At 65.6% G+C, this 14,584-nt stretch carries 13 protein-coding genes; 6 read left to right on the forward strand and 7 right to left on the reverse strand.

The features are described 5' to 3' along the window. Positions 1-27: 27 nt before the first annotated feature. Positions 28-459 carry a streptamidine-related RiPP repeat protein gene (locus Aple_RS53215; RefSeq protein WP_218038303.1) on the reverse strand — a complete coding sequence of 144 codons (432 nt, stop codon included), beginning with the start codon at positions 457-459 and terminating at the stop codon, positions 28-30. Positions 460-619: 160 nt separating this feature from the next. Next, a complete protein-coding gene (locus Aple_RS13220) occupies positions 620-1,267 on the reverse strand; it encodes a TetR/AcrR family transcriptional regulator (protein WP_155344838.1) in 648 nt (215 codons plus the stop codon). Between the two features lie 82 nt (positions 1,268-1,349). On the opposite strand from Aple_RS13220, the gene Aple_RS13225 reads away from it, so the two are divergent. Together Aple_RS13225 and Aple_RS13230 are read left to right on the forward strand one after the other, a co-directional pair. Next, positions 1,350-2,516, forward strand: coding sequence for an FAD-dependent monooxygenase (locus tag Aple_RS13225; RefSeq protein WP_155344839.1), 1,167 nt, complete (start codon positions 1,350-1,352; stop codon positions 2,514-2,516). Positions 2,517-2,528: 12 nt separating this feature from the next. Continuing rightward, positions 2,529-2,924, forward strand: coding sequence for a hypothetical protein (locus Aple_RS13230; protein WP_155344840.1), 396 nt, complete (start codon positions 2,529-2,531; stop codon positions 2,922-2,924). 7 nt (positions 2,925-2,931) lie between these two features. On the opposite strand, the gene Aple_RS13235 is transcribed toward Aple_RS13230, so the two are convergent. Next, a complete protein-coding gene (locus Aple_RS13235) occupies positions 2,932-3,768 on the reverse strand; it encodes a helix-turn-helix domain-containing protein (protein WP_155344841.1) in 837 nt (278 codons plus the stop codon). 140 nt (positions 3,769-3,908) lie between these two features. Here Aple_RS13235 and Aple_RS13240 point away from each other — a divergent pair, with 140 nt between their 5' ends. After that, the gene (locus tag Aple_RS13240) at positions 3,909-4,766 is read left to right on the forward strand and encodes an oxidoreductase (RefSeq protein ID WP_155344842.1); all 858 of its coding nucleotides are present in this window, start codon (positions 3,909-3,911) and stop codon (positions 4,764-4,766) included. 72 nt (positions 4,767-4,838) lie between these two features. Further along, a complete protein-coding gene (locus Aple_RS13245) occupies positions 4,839-5,543 on the forward strand; it encodes a hypothetical protein (protein ID WP_155344843.1) in 705 nt (234 codons plus the stop codon). 164 nt (positions 5,544-5,707) lie between these two features. Here the strand turns inward: Aple_RS13245 and fxsT are convergent, their stop codons facing one another. Both fxsT and Aple_RS13255 read right to left on the reverse strand, forming a co-directional pair. Then, entirely contained in the window at positions 5,708-8,257 is a 2,550-nt protein-coding gene (fxsT, locus tag Aple_RS13250) for an FxSxx-COOH system tetratricopeptide repeat protein (RefSeq protein ID WP_246264427.1), read from the reverse strand. Between the two features lie 346 nt (positions 8,258-8,603). Next, the gene (locus Aple_RS13255; protein ID WP_155344844.1) at positions 8,604-9,824 is read right to left on the reverse strand and encodes an exonuclease domain-containing protein; all 1,221 of its coding nucleotides are present in this window, start codon (positions 9,822-9,824) and stop codon (positions 8,604-8,606) included. Positions 9,825-10,048: 224 nt separating this feature from the next. Between Aple_RS13255 and Aple_RS13260 the strand changes: the two genes are divergently transcribed. After that, complete coding sequence (locus Aple_RS13260; protein WP_246264428.1) at positions 10,049-11,215, forward strand: esterase-like activity of phytase family protein; 1,167 nt, start codon at positions 10,049-10,051, stop codon at positions 11,213-11,215. A 40-nt stretch (positions 11,216-11,255) separates the two neighbouring features. Here the strand turns inward: Aple_RS13260 and Aple_RS13265 are convergent, their stop codons facing one another. Further along, on the reverse strand, positions 11,256-12,263 hold the full coding sequence (locus Aple_RS13265; protein WP_170321448.1) for an endonuclease/exonuclease/phosphatase family protein: 1,008 nt from the start codon (positions 12,261-12,263) through the stop codon (positions 11,256-11,258). 353 nt (positions 12,264-12,616) lie between these two features. On the opposite strand from Aple_RS13265, the gene Aple_RS13270 reads away from it, so the two are divergent. Then, positions 12,617-13,465, forward strand: coding sequence for a hypothetical protein (locus Aple_RS13270; protein ID WP_155344847.1), 849 nt, complete (start codon positions 12,617-12,619; stop codon positions 13,463-13,465). A 60-nt stretch (positions 13,466-13,525) separates the two neighbouring features. On the opposite strand, the gene Aple_RS13275 is transcribed toward Aple_RS13270, so the two are convergent. Beyond that, positions 13,526-14,557 carry a zinc-binding alcohol dehydrogenase family protein gene (locus Aple_RS13275; RefSeq protein WP_218038305.1) on the reverse strand — a complete coding sequence of 344 codons (1,032 nt, stop codon included), beginning with the start codon at positions 14,555-14,557 and terminating at the stop codon, positions 13,526-13,528. Positions 14,558-14,584: the final 27 nt, after the last annotated feature.

The raw sequence follows: 14,584 nt of genomic DNA on the forward strand, positions 1-14,584 counted from the left end.
CCGGGGAAGCGGACCGCCCTGCCGGAACTAGGCGTTCCAGGCGAACGGCGAGTGCACCAGCGCGTTGGTGCCCGGACCCTGCAGTGCCGGCAGCGGCGCCTCCGCCCCCAGCTCCTCGAACCCGAACGGCGTATGCACCAGCGCGTTGGTGCCCGGACCCTGCAGCGCCGGCAGCGCCGACTCAGCGGTCAGCTCCTCAAACGCGAACGGCGTGTGCACGAGCGCGTTGGTGCCGGGACCCTGCAGCGCCGGGAGCGGTGCCTCGGCATCCAGCTCAGCGAACCCGAACGGCGTGTGCACGAGTGCATTGGTGCCCGGACCCTGCAGTGCCGGCAGCGGCACCTCCGCCCCCAACTCCTCGAACCCGAACGGCGTGTGCACGAGCGCGTTGGTGCCCGGACCCTGCAGCGCGGGCAGTGCCGCCGCAGGGGCCAGGTCCTGGACCTCAAGGATGTGCATGGACTCTCCCATCGACAATGAAAACGGTTGTCGTTTCCAAGCGAACCTTAGACATGCCCATCCCCCGGGCGCAAGTGACAATTTCCGGAAAAATCCGGGCATGGGAGAGGCCGCCTCGGCATGACAGCTCGGGCGGTCGTTCGGAAGCGCGGTCAGAGGGTCAGGCGGGAGGATGCTCCACGGCCGTGTACTTGCGCAGGTCACCCTCGCTGTACGGAGTTCCAGGAAGGGGAGATCCCCCGCCAGCGCGCAGGCCGCTCAGCATGATCTCCACCACGCGGGCCATGGCCTGCTCGTCGGGCATGCTCGGCGGCGTGTAGATGTGCACGGTCATCAGCACAGCCACATCCCCAGGACCGATGTCGTCGCGCAACGCGCCGCTCGCCTGCGCCTCCTCGGTCATCCGAAGGATGCCGGCGATCACCCGCTGCCGCAGCTCGTGCAGGTCCTGGCCGATTCGCATCCGCTGATGCAGGTGCGGCTCCAGCTTTGCCGGCAACACCCCCAGCCGCAGCTCAGTGCAGGCGCGCAGGAAACGACACAACGCATGCCAGGCATCGGGCTCCTCCCGCAAGGCGTTCTCCACCAGGTCCACCAGCCGCCGCAGGCTCTCCTCGCCAACGGTGCGCAGCAACGCGTCCCGGTCAGGGAACCGTCGATACAGCGTGCCGATGCCGACACCCGCCTCCCGCGCCACCTCCTCCAGCGGCACGTCGACGCCCTCCTCCATGAACAACTTCTGGGCGGCCGCGACGATCAGGTCCCGGTTGCGGCGCGCGTCGGCACGCAGCCCTTTCTCAATCTCCACAACACCTCAAATTGGACGATTTTCCTCCGCTTAGGATACCGTGGAGAAAAGTGGAGGAAAATCATCCGGTTAGTGAGGCATCATGAGCACAGTTCTGATCTCCGGAGCCGGCATCGGCGGCCCGACCCTGGCCTACTGGCTGGCCCGACACGGCTTCAACGTCACCGTGGTCGAACACGCCGAAACGCCGCGCTCCAGCGGCAACCCGGTCGACGTCAGAGGACGCGCCGTACACGTCGCCGAACGTATGGGCGCCCTCCCCCGGCTGCACGAGGCCGCCACCGGCTCGACAGGACTCAGCTTCGTCAACGCGACAGGCAAGCGGGTCGGCCGGATGGACATGCGCGCCATCCAACAGCCAGGCGAGGTCGAGCTGCCACGCGGCGACCTCGCCTCGATCCTGTACGACACGAGCCGCGCCCACGCCGAATACCTCTTCGACGACTCCATCGCCACCCTCGACCAGGACGACCACGGCATCGAGGTCACCTTCGTCAACGCCGCCCCCCGCCGCTTCGACCTGGTGATCGGAGCCGACGGCCTGCACTCGATAACCCGCCGCCTGGCGTTCGGAACAGAAAGCGGCCTCGTACGCCACATGGGCCTCTACGTCGCCACGACCCCCCTCGGCGGCCCACCCAAACCCGGCCGGGACGTCCTCATGCACAACACCCCCGGCAAAGCGATCGCCGTCCACCCCGCCCCCAGCGGCGACCTGGCGTTCTTCCTCCACCGCAGCCCAGCCGAACCCGACTTCGACCACCGCGACACCGCCCAGCACAAACGACTGCTGACCAGCGCGTTCGCGGACGTCTCCTGGCGTGCCCCCGAACTACTCGCGCACGTACGCACCACCGACGACCTCTACTTCGACTCGGTCAGCCAGGTACGCCTGCCGCGCTGGTCAACCGGCCGCGTCACACTCCTCGGCGACGCCGCGTCCTGCGTGTCCCTGTTCGGAGACGGCTCCACCCTCGCCATGATCGGCGCGTTCACCCTCGCCGAGGAACTAGCCGCCAGCCCGAACGACCCCCAGGCAGCCTTCCGCCGGTACGAGAGCGCCCACCGACTCCTGGTGGACCCCAAACAACGCGCCATCGAACAGGCTTCCGCGCTCATCGTCCCCGCGACCCGGCTGGGCATCCGGGCACGGAACCTGGCCACCCGCCTGTGGCCCGCCGTAGCTGCGGCCACCCAACTGAGGCGTACATTCAGCAAGCCGCGCGACATGGCGGATCAGGTGCGGTAGACGCAGGCGCGGGTGATCGACCGGCGGCTTCACCTGTCCGGTGATGTCTACACGGCAGCGATGATCGGCGCGGCACTCGAAGCAGAACGGCCGATAGTGATCCCCGCCCTGGTACTCGCCCGGGCATATCGCGAGGCCGTGCCCGGGCCGGCCCGCGAGCGTTTGATCGGTCTTGTCTCCGTGGCCACCGAGCCCGAACCGTTCGACGAGGTCGGGCATATCACCGCGCGGGACATCGGCACCCTGTGCCAGCTCACCGCGATCGACGACCTGTCGATCGGCCATGCGCTGTGGACTGCCCTGGAACGCCGCAACCAGCCTTATCCCCTGTACGACTGGGCCATTGTGACCGAGCATCCGGAGGTCTACCACAAGGCGGTGCCGAGCGTGCCGACCGGTTGGCGCTGAACACGGTTCACATGATCGGGCGACGCGATCCTACGAGGCCGCACAGGATTTCGAGGAGTTCGGTGTTACGGGTGCCCGGTTCGGCGTGGAAGACCACAAGGATCAGGTCGTCGGTGCCGCCGATGGTGAGCTTGTTCTTCAGGAGTTCGATGTCGCCGACCTGAGGGTGGCGGAGCCTGACGGCGCGGCCGCGTTTGGGCTGGACGTCGTGGCGGTCCCACAGGCGGCGGAAGGTGTCGCTGAGGACGGACAGCTCGTTGACGAGTTCCGTCAGGCGAGGGTCGTCGACGTCGGGGCCGACATGGGCCCGCAGGCCGGCCACGCCTTCCTCGATCACCTCTTCCCAGTCCTGGTGGAACTCCCGTTGGGACTCGTTCAGGAAGGCCGCCCGCAGGAGGTTGCCGCCGGGCGCGAAGTTCGGGGAGAGGGCGGTCGCCAGCGCGTTGGCGGCGAGCACGTCGGTGAACCTGTTCTGGACGAAGGCCGGGTTGGTGGTCCAGCCGTCGATGAGCTGGAGGACGCTGGCCGGCACAGTCTCCGGCTGCCACCGGCGCCGGGCGTCGGCCGGGCGGGGCCTGGTCAGGCTGATCATGTACGCGGTGGTGTCGGCGTTCAACCGCAGGACCCCGGCGAGCGCTTCGAGCACCTGGACGGACGGGTTGCGGTCGCGGCCCTGCTCCAGGCGGAGGTAGTACTCGGAACTGATGCCGGCGAGCATCGCCACTTCCTCGCGGCGCAGTCCTGGAACTCGTCTGAGCCCACCGCCGCGAAGCCCGGCGTTCTCGGGCCGGACCAGGGCTCGGCGGGCGCGTAGGAACTCCCCGAGGGCATTCGTTCCGTCCATATTTCAACCTTAGGCGTGGATGTCCCTGTTGCTACCAGGAACAACGGGGTACTGCCACCGGGACAGGCCGCCACCGACGATGGGTCATGAGGACGCCGCTCGGAACGGCGTTCATACCGAAATACGATGAAAGGCTTGTCATGCCCCAGAGCGGTTTTCTCACCCCCGCGGCGGGCCTGCGGCTCAGCCGCATGGGTTACGGCGCCATGCAGCTGGCCGGGCCGAACGTCTTCGGGCCGCCCAAGGATCGCGACCAGGCCGTGGCCGTGCTGCGTGCGGCGGTCGACTCCGGCATCACCCACATCGACACCGCCGACTTCTACGGTCCCGTGGTCGTCAACGAGTTGATCAGGGAAGCGCTGCAGCCGTACGCGGAGGACTTGCGCATCGTCACCAAGGTCGGCGCCCGGCGGAGCGAGGACGGAAGCTGGGTGCTGTCGCGGGATCCCGAGGACCTCAAGGCCCAGGTACGGGAGAACCTTCAGCACCTGGACGTGGAGACCCTGGACGTGGTCAATCTGCGTGTCGGCGGGTACGAAGGACCCAACGACGAGCCGGTTTCGGAGCAGTTCGGCGCGTTGGCCGAGCTCCAGCGGGAGGGACTGATCCGGCATCTCGGGCTCAGTTGCGCTTCCGGCAAGCAGCTCACTGAAGCGCAGGGCATCGCGCCGGTGGTGACCGTACAGAATCTCTACAACCTCGCCAACCGGCAGGACGACGCCCTGGTCGACCGGTGCGCGGCGGAGAACATCGCTTTCGTGCCGTTCTTCCCGCTGGGCGGCTTCACCCCGCTGCAGTCCGCCACACTGACCACGGTCGCCGAGCGGCTGGGCGCGTCCCCGCAGCAGGTCGCCCTCGCGTGGCTGCTCCAGCGCTCCCCTGCCATCGGCCTGATCCCCGGCACCTCCTCGCTGGCCCACCTGCGAGAGAACATCGCCGCGGCCGACCTGACCCTGCCGGCCGACGCGATCGCCGAACTGGACACCATCGGTCAGTAGGTCGAAGGTGTGTAGCACTTCCCGTACGGTGCCGTATCGAGGCTCTTCATCGCGGAAAAGAAGGACACACATTTGAGTGCTAAAACGCCGCTGGACTACTACTTGATCTTCCCCGAGGGTGACTCAGCGGCCCAGCCGGAGGGAATCGCCGTCGAGGAGTTCATGCTCGCGGAAGACCACACGGCAACCGACCTGGCCAACGCCGTGTGGACCGCGACCGATGGCGACTGGTGGAGTTCGTCGGCCTTCAGCCGCGCGATCCGAACCGATCCGAGGCTCCGCGTCCGAACCATCCCGGTCCGCAGGGAGGACGCGGAACTGGCCTACCGCCGACTGGGGGCAGGCGCGCTGCCCGACGAGGCAACATTGCGAACCTATTTCCACGACCACGCGGCTTTGCCTGGCTCGCCCCCGCTGCAACTTACTCCTCCAGAGATCCCCGAAGGATTCCGCGAAAAGCGCCTCTACCGGATCCTGTTCGCCGGTGAACTGCGCAAGGACCGGCTGGCGAACCTGCAACAGATCTGGGGAATGACCCTCGCCGACGATTACACCGACCCACAAGCCCGCGTACTCGGCACAGCCCAGCTACGCGTGGCCGCCGACGTGTTCACCTGGGATCTTCGCCAGATCGGCCCAGGCGTAGCCTCCTGCATCGACCTGACCGCCTGCCTGAACGATCCACCACACGACACCGTCGGCCCGCTACTCCGGGAACTAATGACGATCACCCGCTACCAGGGCCTGATCCCCGTAACGATTGAACGCCTCTCCTAGTACGCGGACTGGCTGATCACTGTTTCGACCACTGGTATGGCCAGGGACAGCCCGCCGCGTTCGTCACCGACGACGTCCCCTTCGCCGCAGCTCGCCGGGGCCCATGCTGGAACACCAGAAGCGCTGGCCGAGCGCAGCATTTGACGAACGTCCAGGAACAGCGATCAGACGTTCGGCGGCTCGAAGTCGAAGTCGAGCCGTAACCCGCGCTGAACGGCCACCACATCTGGATAATTATCGCCCAGCGCGCGAAATCGATTGATCGCGTCATCTTTCAGGTCGGCCGCCCGATCGGTCTCTCCAAGCACGCTGAGGTCAAGCGCCAGATTGGCCTGGCAGGCGAGCGAGTGCGGATGATCCGGGCCGAGCACCTTGCGGAAACGTGCCAGGCTCTCCTCGCCCAGGCGTCGAGCCTCCGCGATGTCCCCGAGATCCGCCAGCACGCTGGCGAGGTTCGTCACGCAGGTCAAGGTGTAGTGGTGGTCCTCGCCCAGGCTTCGCGTCAGGCCTGCCAAAGCGCTCTCGATGAGCTTCTTGGCCTTCAACGGCTCACCGATCAGGCGGTGAGCGATGGCGGTGTTCAACGCCGAGCCATGGGTGAAGGGATGGTCGGCGCCTCGCATCTTGGCATATCGCGCCGAGGTGTCCGCGGAGAACTCCGCGGACTGCGCGTGATCTCCAACCAGCCGTTGCGCGTTCGCCAGGCTCACCGCCGCCGCGAGCGTGCCAGGGTGGTCCTGCCCGTAGGTGTCGCGGTGACGATGGAACACGGTCCGGGCGAGTTCGATGGCCTCATCGAAGGCACCGGCCTTACGCCGGGCCACCGACAGTTCCCGGGCCTGGAGCAGCACATCGGTGTGATTTTCGATGAGTGTCTTCTGCCGGACGATATCCGCATAGATGGTGAAGGTTCGCTCCCCTTCGGAACGCGCCTCGGCATAACGCCCGAGTAAGCGAAGATCTCGGGCGATCGCGTTCCGGCTGAAAGCCACCTGGAAGTGACCGTCGTTGCCATAGTGGTTCAGCCGGCCTTCGTAGATCGCCTCATCCAGCCGGAGCGCCTCCTCATACTGGGTGGCCAGCGCGTTGTCGATGGCGAGGTTGTTCATAGCCCGGAAGGTGTTGGGGTGCTGGCTGCCGAACACCTGGGTGTGCAACGGCACCGAGCCTTCGTCCAGTTCCAGCGCGCGGACGAACTCGCCACGTGCACGGAGGATTCCGCCCAGCACGTTGAGCATGATCAGCGTCTCGTCATGCTCCTCTCCGTGCTCCTGGCGAAACAGGCCGAGCGCCTCATCGCCAAGGGCGAACGCCTCATCGAAACGGCCTACCTGGAACAGCAGTGTGGACAGCAACCGCTTAACGATCAGCAGGTACAGATCGGTTGGCGGGAACTTGTCCGTCCACTGTTCCAGGGCACGGCTCAGCCATGCCTCACACGCCTTGAAGTCACCCTTGACCAGCAGGAAGCGGCCTACGTTCGTGGCGAGCCTGCGCACGTCGGGGTCATCGCAGTAAATGATCGCCGAGGGACCGACATGAGCGACCAGGTTCTCGTAGTCCGGCCATGCCTCGTAGTCGTCTGGCCGGTCCGGGTCCGCGGCGGCGAGCAGCAGGTGAACATCGTGCCGCGCCGTCTCCTGCTCTTTCTCGTTCAGTTCCTCCCGGATGAGCTCCTGGATGATCCGGTGCATCTGAAGCGTGCGGCGCAGATTGTCCAGGCGGGCCAGAGCGTAACGGCCGATCTCACGGACCACGTCGCTCATCCGGTACGGATCGCGGATCGTGTCCCGCAGATTCGACGGGGCCAGCACGAAACGCCCGAGTTTGATGAGATCGAGCGGGATCGGCTCAGGCCCGAAGTAGGCGATGCGGTGCAGCAGAGCCATGGCTGATGGCATCTGGTCGCGCACCCGCTGGAGCGAGATGCTCCACGCGGCCGCCATCGGAACCGGATAGTCGAGCACGGTGCCCTGCCCGAGGACCTTGCCAGCCTCCTCGGACAGACGGTCCAGATAGGTGTCGACGCTCATGGCCGTCTCGAACATCAGCGCGCCGGCCTGCTCGAGGGCGAGCGGCAGGTCTCCCAGGCTCTCGGCCAAGCGGTAGGCGTCGGCCTCGCTGATGCCGGGCACCCGCCGCCCCAGGAATTCCTGGCTCTCCTCCCGCATGAACACGTCGACCTCGAGTGTCTTGGCCGTCGCCTTCCAGCGGTGGTTGCGCGACGTGACAAGCACATGCCCGGTGCCGTGCGGGAGCACGTCCATAAGATCCTCGGGCTGGTCGGCGTTGTCGAAGACCACCAGCCACCGCCCATACGGATCGCCGCGCCTGAGGGCGCCTCGCACCGCGCTGATCGCTTCATCAAGCTTGTCCGGCGGAAGACCGGTAATGCCCAGCCTGGGAGCCAGTGCCGCGAGCGCGCTTCGCATCAGCGGTTGCTGGTCCGATGGGACCCACCAGATGACTTCGTAGTCCCGGGAGTAACGATAGATATATTCGATCGCCAGCATGGTCTTGCCCACGCCGCCGTATCCCTGAAGCGCATGAAGCACCACAGCGTCCCGTTGCCCGGTGAGATGCTCGCGGAGCTGATCAAGCAACTCCGACCGGCCCGTGAAACTGGTGTTTCGCTGCGGAACGTTCCCCCATACCTCGGGTGCAGAAAAACCAATCCCCGCCGGACCCTTACCATGCAGGTCAGATTCAACCACAAACGCCTCCGGGTAACTGAGTGACGCTCCACTGAGCCAACACAATCGACCGTCGCCCCTACATTCGGCCAACCATAAACCGGATTAGATCGCAACCGCCGACCCGTTATGCACTAGCTCGCATTCTCCTCTATTAACTAGGGCGCGACATACGAGAGACCGATCCGGGGAAGGCCTGAATGACGGCCTCCCCGAGTTTGTTCGTGGCGACCGACACGCCAACGAGCTTTCGCGCTCTTCTCGCTCCTGAGGCGCGTCGGCTTCCAGCAACCGCACCGTCTCACTCACCGTCCGCCACGACCAGTGGTGTACGCATCGCCAGGGCACACACGCGATGGCCCATCGATTAGGGCGTGGGAGCGTTGGCGGGTCTGGTGAGGATTTCGGCGAAGGCTGTAGGGGTGATGATGGGGATGCCGTAGCTGCGGGCCTTTCTGGCTTTGCCGGAGAGGGTGTCGGGGTCGGCGGCGATGAGGAGGCGGACCTTCTTGGTGATGTTGGGGTGGGGGATGTAGGAGGCCTGGCGGGCGCGTTCTTCCCAGGTTTCGCGGGCGCCGTCCATTTCGCCGGTGAAGACGACCATGTCGCCGGGGTTCAGGGTGAATCGGGTGAATGGTGTTGACGGTTCGGTGGGGTTGGCCAGTGCGTCCCGGACCGTGGCGGGTGGGAGGTCGAGGAGTTCGGCTACGAGGGTGATTTCGCGGCGTTCGGTATCGGTGACGATGCCGTCGGCGTGTGCGGCCTGGCCCAGGGCGGTGAGGTATTCCTTGTGCAGGCGTTCCACATCGGCGCGGCATAAGCCGAGAGTGGTTGCCATTTCGACCAAGGCGTCGGCTTCGGTGGCCGAAATGTGGTGGTCGAGGAGGACCTGGTCGAGTAAGGCCAGATAGGGGTCGGCCCGGGTGAGGTCGGTGGCTCTAGGGAGACGATCGAGGAGTCTGGCCAGGAAATGGCTGTCCCGTTCGGCGGAGACGCCTCGCTGTACCCAGGGAATGTCTGTTTCGGGGAGGGAAGGCCACTTTGCGTGGGCGGCGTCGTGGAGTGCGGTGTTCCAGGTGGAGCCGGCCAAGGGGAGATAGTAGCGGAGAAGTTCGGCGGCGGCCTTTGCGTCGATCAGGGCGTTGTGGTGGCCAACGAGGGGAATGTCGGCCACCGCGCAGCAACCTGCGAGGTTGCGTGGAGCGTGGGGGAGGTATCGCGCGGCTTCTCGCATGGTGCAAATGCCCAGGTGGCTGGTGGGGAGGGTCGGTATGCCGATTCGGTGGAACTCGTAGTGCAGGAAGTTCAGGTCGAAGGCGAGGTTGTGGGCGACCGGGATACGACCGCCGAGGAGCCGGGTGAGGGTTCCGGCTATATCCGGAAATGTCGGGGCATGGCGGATGTCGGCGGCGGTGATGCCATGAACTTGGTGGGGTCCAAGGTCTCGTTCTGGGTTGATGAGAGTGTTCCATTCACCGGTGATGGCTCCGGTGGGGCTGAGATGGACAACTCCTATCTCTACGACCCGATCGCGCCATGAGGGCCGAAGGCCCGTTGTCTCCAGGTCGAGAACCGCGTAACCAATCATGCATTGGAAGATCGCATGTTCGGCTTGTACGGGGTGGGTGGATTTGCGGAGCGTGATGATGATGTGACACAGGTGCGCGGTCTGCCTCTTGATTGATGCATGAAATCCGGATAATCCAGGCCTGGTCGTACGCCGGTAATAAAGTTGGACCCATTTGGCTTGGACATCCGGGCGGCTTCGCGATCTTATATTCCCGATCCATTGTCGGGGACGAGGAGAGTCGCGTGCACATTCTGGGGAAATTTGGAAGAATCGCTGTGGCGGTCGTGGCCACGGTTGGTTTTGGGGTCGTGGATGTTGGGGCGGCCGCGGCGGGCGCCGATCGGTCGGGGGTTCGGATTACCCGGTTTCTCGGGGAGCATCGGTTGCCTCACAAGATGCAGGTCGATGGAACCACGCTCGGTGGTCTGTCCGGGATTGACCGGGATCCGCGTACCGGCACCTGGTACTTCATCTCCGACGACCGGTGGCGATACCAGCCGGCGCGCTTCTACACCGGGCGGCTGTCCATCAATCGGACGACGGGTGCGTTCACGGGCGTGCATGTAGACGGGGTGACTATGCTCCGGCGGCCGGACGGCAGTCCGTATCCGGCCTATGGCCAGGGCGAATCGGCTGATCCGGAGACCATCCGGTATAACCCCTGGAATCGTAGCCTTCTGTGGGGGCATGAGGGTGATCGCCCGGATGAGAGGAATCCGAACATCCCGATTTCCGACCTGTTCGTACGCTGGGCCGATACGAATGGTAAGCACCTTGGTGAGCTCCCCGTCCCGGCCAACCTGCGTCTGACGGGAACCGACAATGGGCCTCGACGCAATTTCGGGTTCGAGGGTTTGACCTTCGCGCCGCATTCCATCGCCGCCGTTGTCGAAGGTCCGCGTTTCGAGGACGGGCTGCCGCCGACCGTCGATCGTGGTGCGCCCGCTCGCATCACCGTGTGGAATCGCAGGGGCCGTACGCTCGGGCAGTACGCGTACCCGCTTGACCCGCTCCCGGCGGCGCCGATTCCGCCGACCGGACACACCGATACCGGGGTATCCGAAATCCTGGCCATCGATGATTTCCGCTACCTCGCCCTTGAGCGTTCCTGGATCGAGGGTGTCGACTATCGCGTCAAGCTTTATGAGATCGACTTGCGACGGGCGACGAACGTGCTCGGTCAGGATAGTTTGGCGGATGGTCGGCCGTACCAGCCGGTGGAGAAGAGGCTGGTGCTCGACTTGAGCAGTCGGCACCAGCCGACCCAGAATCTGGAGAGCCTCGCCTGGGGACCCCGGCTCCGTACCGGCGAATGCACCCTCGTCATGGGCTCCGACGACAATTTCGACGAGCGCGAGGTCACCCAGTTCCTCGCTTATGCCGTCCATGGGTGCCCTGCCGCATACTGACCTCGAATAACCGGTGCCACCACTCTGCCGGTGGCACCGGTTATTTCGCGGCGAGGGTGAGTTCCGCGTAGACGGCTCGGTGGTCGGTTTCGGGGAGGAGGTGGGTGGTGAATTTGTGTACGGCGGTGTGCTGGTCGACGACGATGTGGTCCAGGGTCACCGATGGGATGGGCAGGCCGTGGAAAGTCCAAGGAGTGGCCGGCCACGTGGTGGTGAGGCCGGAGGCGGTGGTGTCGGCGGCGTCCTGGTAGCCCGTGGCGAGGAGAGCTCTTACGCGGGCGTGGTCGAGGGTTGCGTTGAAGTCGCCCAGGAGGATTTTGGGTGTGTTGTCTGGGTTGGGTAGTGCGGTGAGGCCGTCCGCCCAGCATTGGTAGAGGGATTTCTGCGAGGGGGCGCAGGGGTGGACGGAGACCACGTCGACGCGTGCGCCGGGGAGTTGCACGGTCGCTCTGGCCTGGCCGAATCCGCCGAAGTCGATGAGGTCGGTCAGTTGTAGTGGGTGGCGCGAATAGATGCCGGATCCGCCGACACCGGCGCGGGCTTCTCCCGCGTAGAAGGGGAGGAGTTCGCCGAGTCCGGCCGTGCGGAGATTCTCGGCGGCTGTCGGGGTGAGTTCCTGGACGGCGAGAATGTCGGGACGGAGGTCGCGGACCAGAGTGATCAGGGCGTCCGGGGGAACGGATCCGACCTTGAGATTCGCGGCGAGGACCCGGAGCGGTGGGCCGGATGCGGCGGAGTTCGATCCGGGAAATGCGCGAGGAAGCACCGCCGTCGCGAATACCGCGCACACCGCCAGCCCTGCGGCCAGGGCGATCCATCGTCGGAGCAGCAGCGCGAGGATTGGCGCGATCAGGGAAAGCAGGGCGACCGTCGGCGTGAACGCCACCAACTGAACCCAGGCGAAATGCACGTCCCAGGGAAGTAGCCGGAGCGCGGCCCACAACCCGAACACGGCCACGACCAGCCAGACGCACACGGTCACCCAGCGCCGTCTCGGTCTGGCGACCGAATCGGACGCCGCGGCCACCTCTTCCGTGTCGAGAGCCACCGCGATCACCCCCCTTTGTCCGGCAGCTTAAGGCGGGCCCGAAGCAGACACACGAGAACCACCGGACATCAGGCAGGCCCGAACCAGATGCCGACCAGCACCTGTGGGCGGCCCTGCGTGAAACCGTGGCCCTGCGTGAAGCCCGCAGCCCTGCCTTAATGAATCGCTAAGAAAATATGCAGATAAGGTGCCCGGCGCGTGTGAAAACGCCCGCGCCGGGCCCGATACCTCTCAAATAGGTCGCAAGATCCGGAAACCGCTTGTCAGCCGCCTTCCCGTAGGCCAAAGTTTCGCGAGATACCCGATTGGCGGGCATCCACGGGGAAAACCGGATCCGACACGGAGGGCCTCACATGAGGCGTTTGATCACGGTGATCATGTGCATGGCGGTAACCGCCGCACTGACATCGGGAGTCGCGCAGGCACGGGCGGTCGATCCCGTCGCCGCACTGGCAAAACAGCTCAAGAGCGGACACGGCGTTCATTTCACGTCCGTCTCCAAGACCAACCCGAACTACGGCATCAAGACACGCTCGTACGGTGACCTGCAGTTCGGCCGCTCCCAGGTGGCCGCCAGCAACATCATCACCACCGTCGACTACGGAACCATGACCAAGGCGGCCGAGCAGGTCGCCGAGATCCTCGGCCTGGACCCGGACAAGATCACCGGTTCCACCCAGACGATCACCCTCAAGGACGACAACTACGTCACCGGCGGGATCACCGACATCTTCCTGCCCGAGGGCAAGACCTGGCTCAAGTCGGAGAACGTGCTCACCCAGCCGGGCCTGGGCGGATCCGCGATCAACGTGCTCTCGCCGCGCGAACTGAAGACCCTGCTCGCCAAGGCCCAGGGCAAGCGGGCCGGAGGCACCGTCGACGGCGTGGCGACCACGCTGTACAACGGCACCGAAGCGTTCCGCCTGAAGCTGGAGGGCGACACGTTCGCCATCAAGCTCAACTGGAAACTCTGGATCGGCACCAACGACGGCCTGATCCGGCGGGTCGCCTCCAACGAGAACCTGGTGTTCACCCCCAAGAAGGGCAAGCCGATCAAGCTGCAGCTCAGCAGCGACACCTACCTCTCCGGCTGGGGAGACAAGGTGTGGATCTACGCTCCGGACGACCGCCTGGTCGCCGACCTGAAGGAGATCCTCCTGCTCCCGCCGTCGGTCCTCGGCACCATCGACCTCGGCGACTGATCACCCCGTACTTCGGCCGCGCCGCTGTGAACTCCACGGCGGCGCGGCTTTTTCACGGGGTCACCACCCCGCGACCACAACCTTCCCCACCATCCCCGACCCCTCGACCAGCGCGTGCCCCTCCCGGAGCGTGGCCGCGCTGATCGGCCCGAGCCGCCGCGTCATCGTGCTCCGCACCTGCTGCCCGTCCACCAGCTCCGCGACGACATTGAGCAGGTCATGCTGGGTGGTGTCATGCGGCGCGAACAATGGCCGGGTGAACATGGACTCCCAGTGCCAGGTCAGGCTCTTGGCCTTGAGCGCCCTGATATCCAACCCTTTGGGATCATCGATCGCGGTGATCTGTCCCCCCGGCTTGAGCATCTCCGCGTACGCATCGACATGCCCCTCCGAATACGGACTGAAGACGTAGTCCACCCCATCCGGCGCCACCGCCCGCACGGCCGCCGCGAGATCACCCCGATGATCGACCACATGGTGCGCCCCCATCTCCTCGGCCCACTCCCGCGACTCCACCCGCGAAGCCGTCCCCACCAGGGTCAGATCAGGACAGTGCCGCCGCGCCAGCTGCAACACCATCGACCCGACACCCCCCGCCGCCCCCACCACGACCAGCGTCCCCCCGCTGTCCTTGGTGAGCCGAAACCTGTCATGCAGGGCTTCCCACGCCGTAATCGCCGTCAACGGCATCGCCGCCGCCTCCGCGAAATCCAGAATGTACGGCTTGCGCCCCACGATCCGCTCATCTACCAGCTGAAATTCGGCATTACTCCCCGGCCGCCCGATAGACCCCGCGTAATACACCTCATCCCCCGGCGCGAACAGCCCGACCTGACTCCCCACCGCCTCCACGATCCCCGCCGCGTCGTACCCCAGAACCCACAGCTCCCCCTGGGTATCCCGCCCCTGCCGCACCTTCACATCCACCGGATTGACCGAAACCGCCTGCACCCGAACCAGCAGATCCCGCCCCTGCGGCCGCGGCACCGGCAGTTCCGCATCCACCAGACACTCCGCGTCCTCAACCGGCAGATTCTCCCGAAACCCAACCACCCGCATCATGTCCACCGCTGCCCCCTTCGATTCGCTCACTCTCCGTGATAATCCCATTCCAGCACG

The organism is Acrocarpospora pleiomorpha, assembly GCF_009687885.1.
Lineage (GTDB): Bacteria > Actinomycetota > Actinomycetes > Streptosporangiales > Streptosporangiaceae > Acrocarpospora > Acrocarpospora pleiomorpha.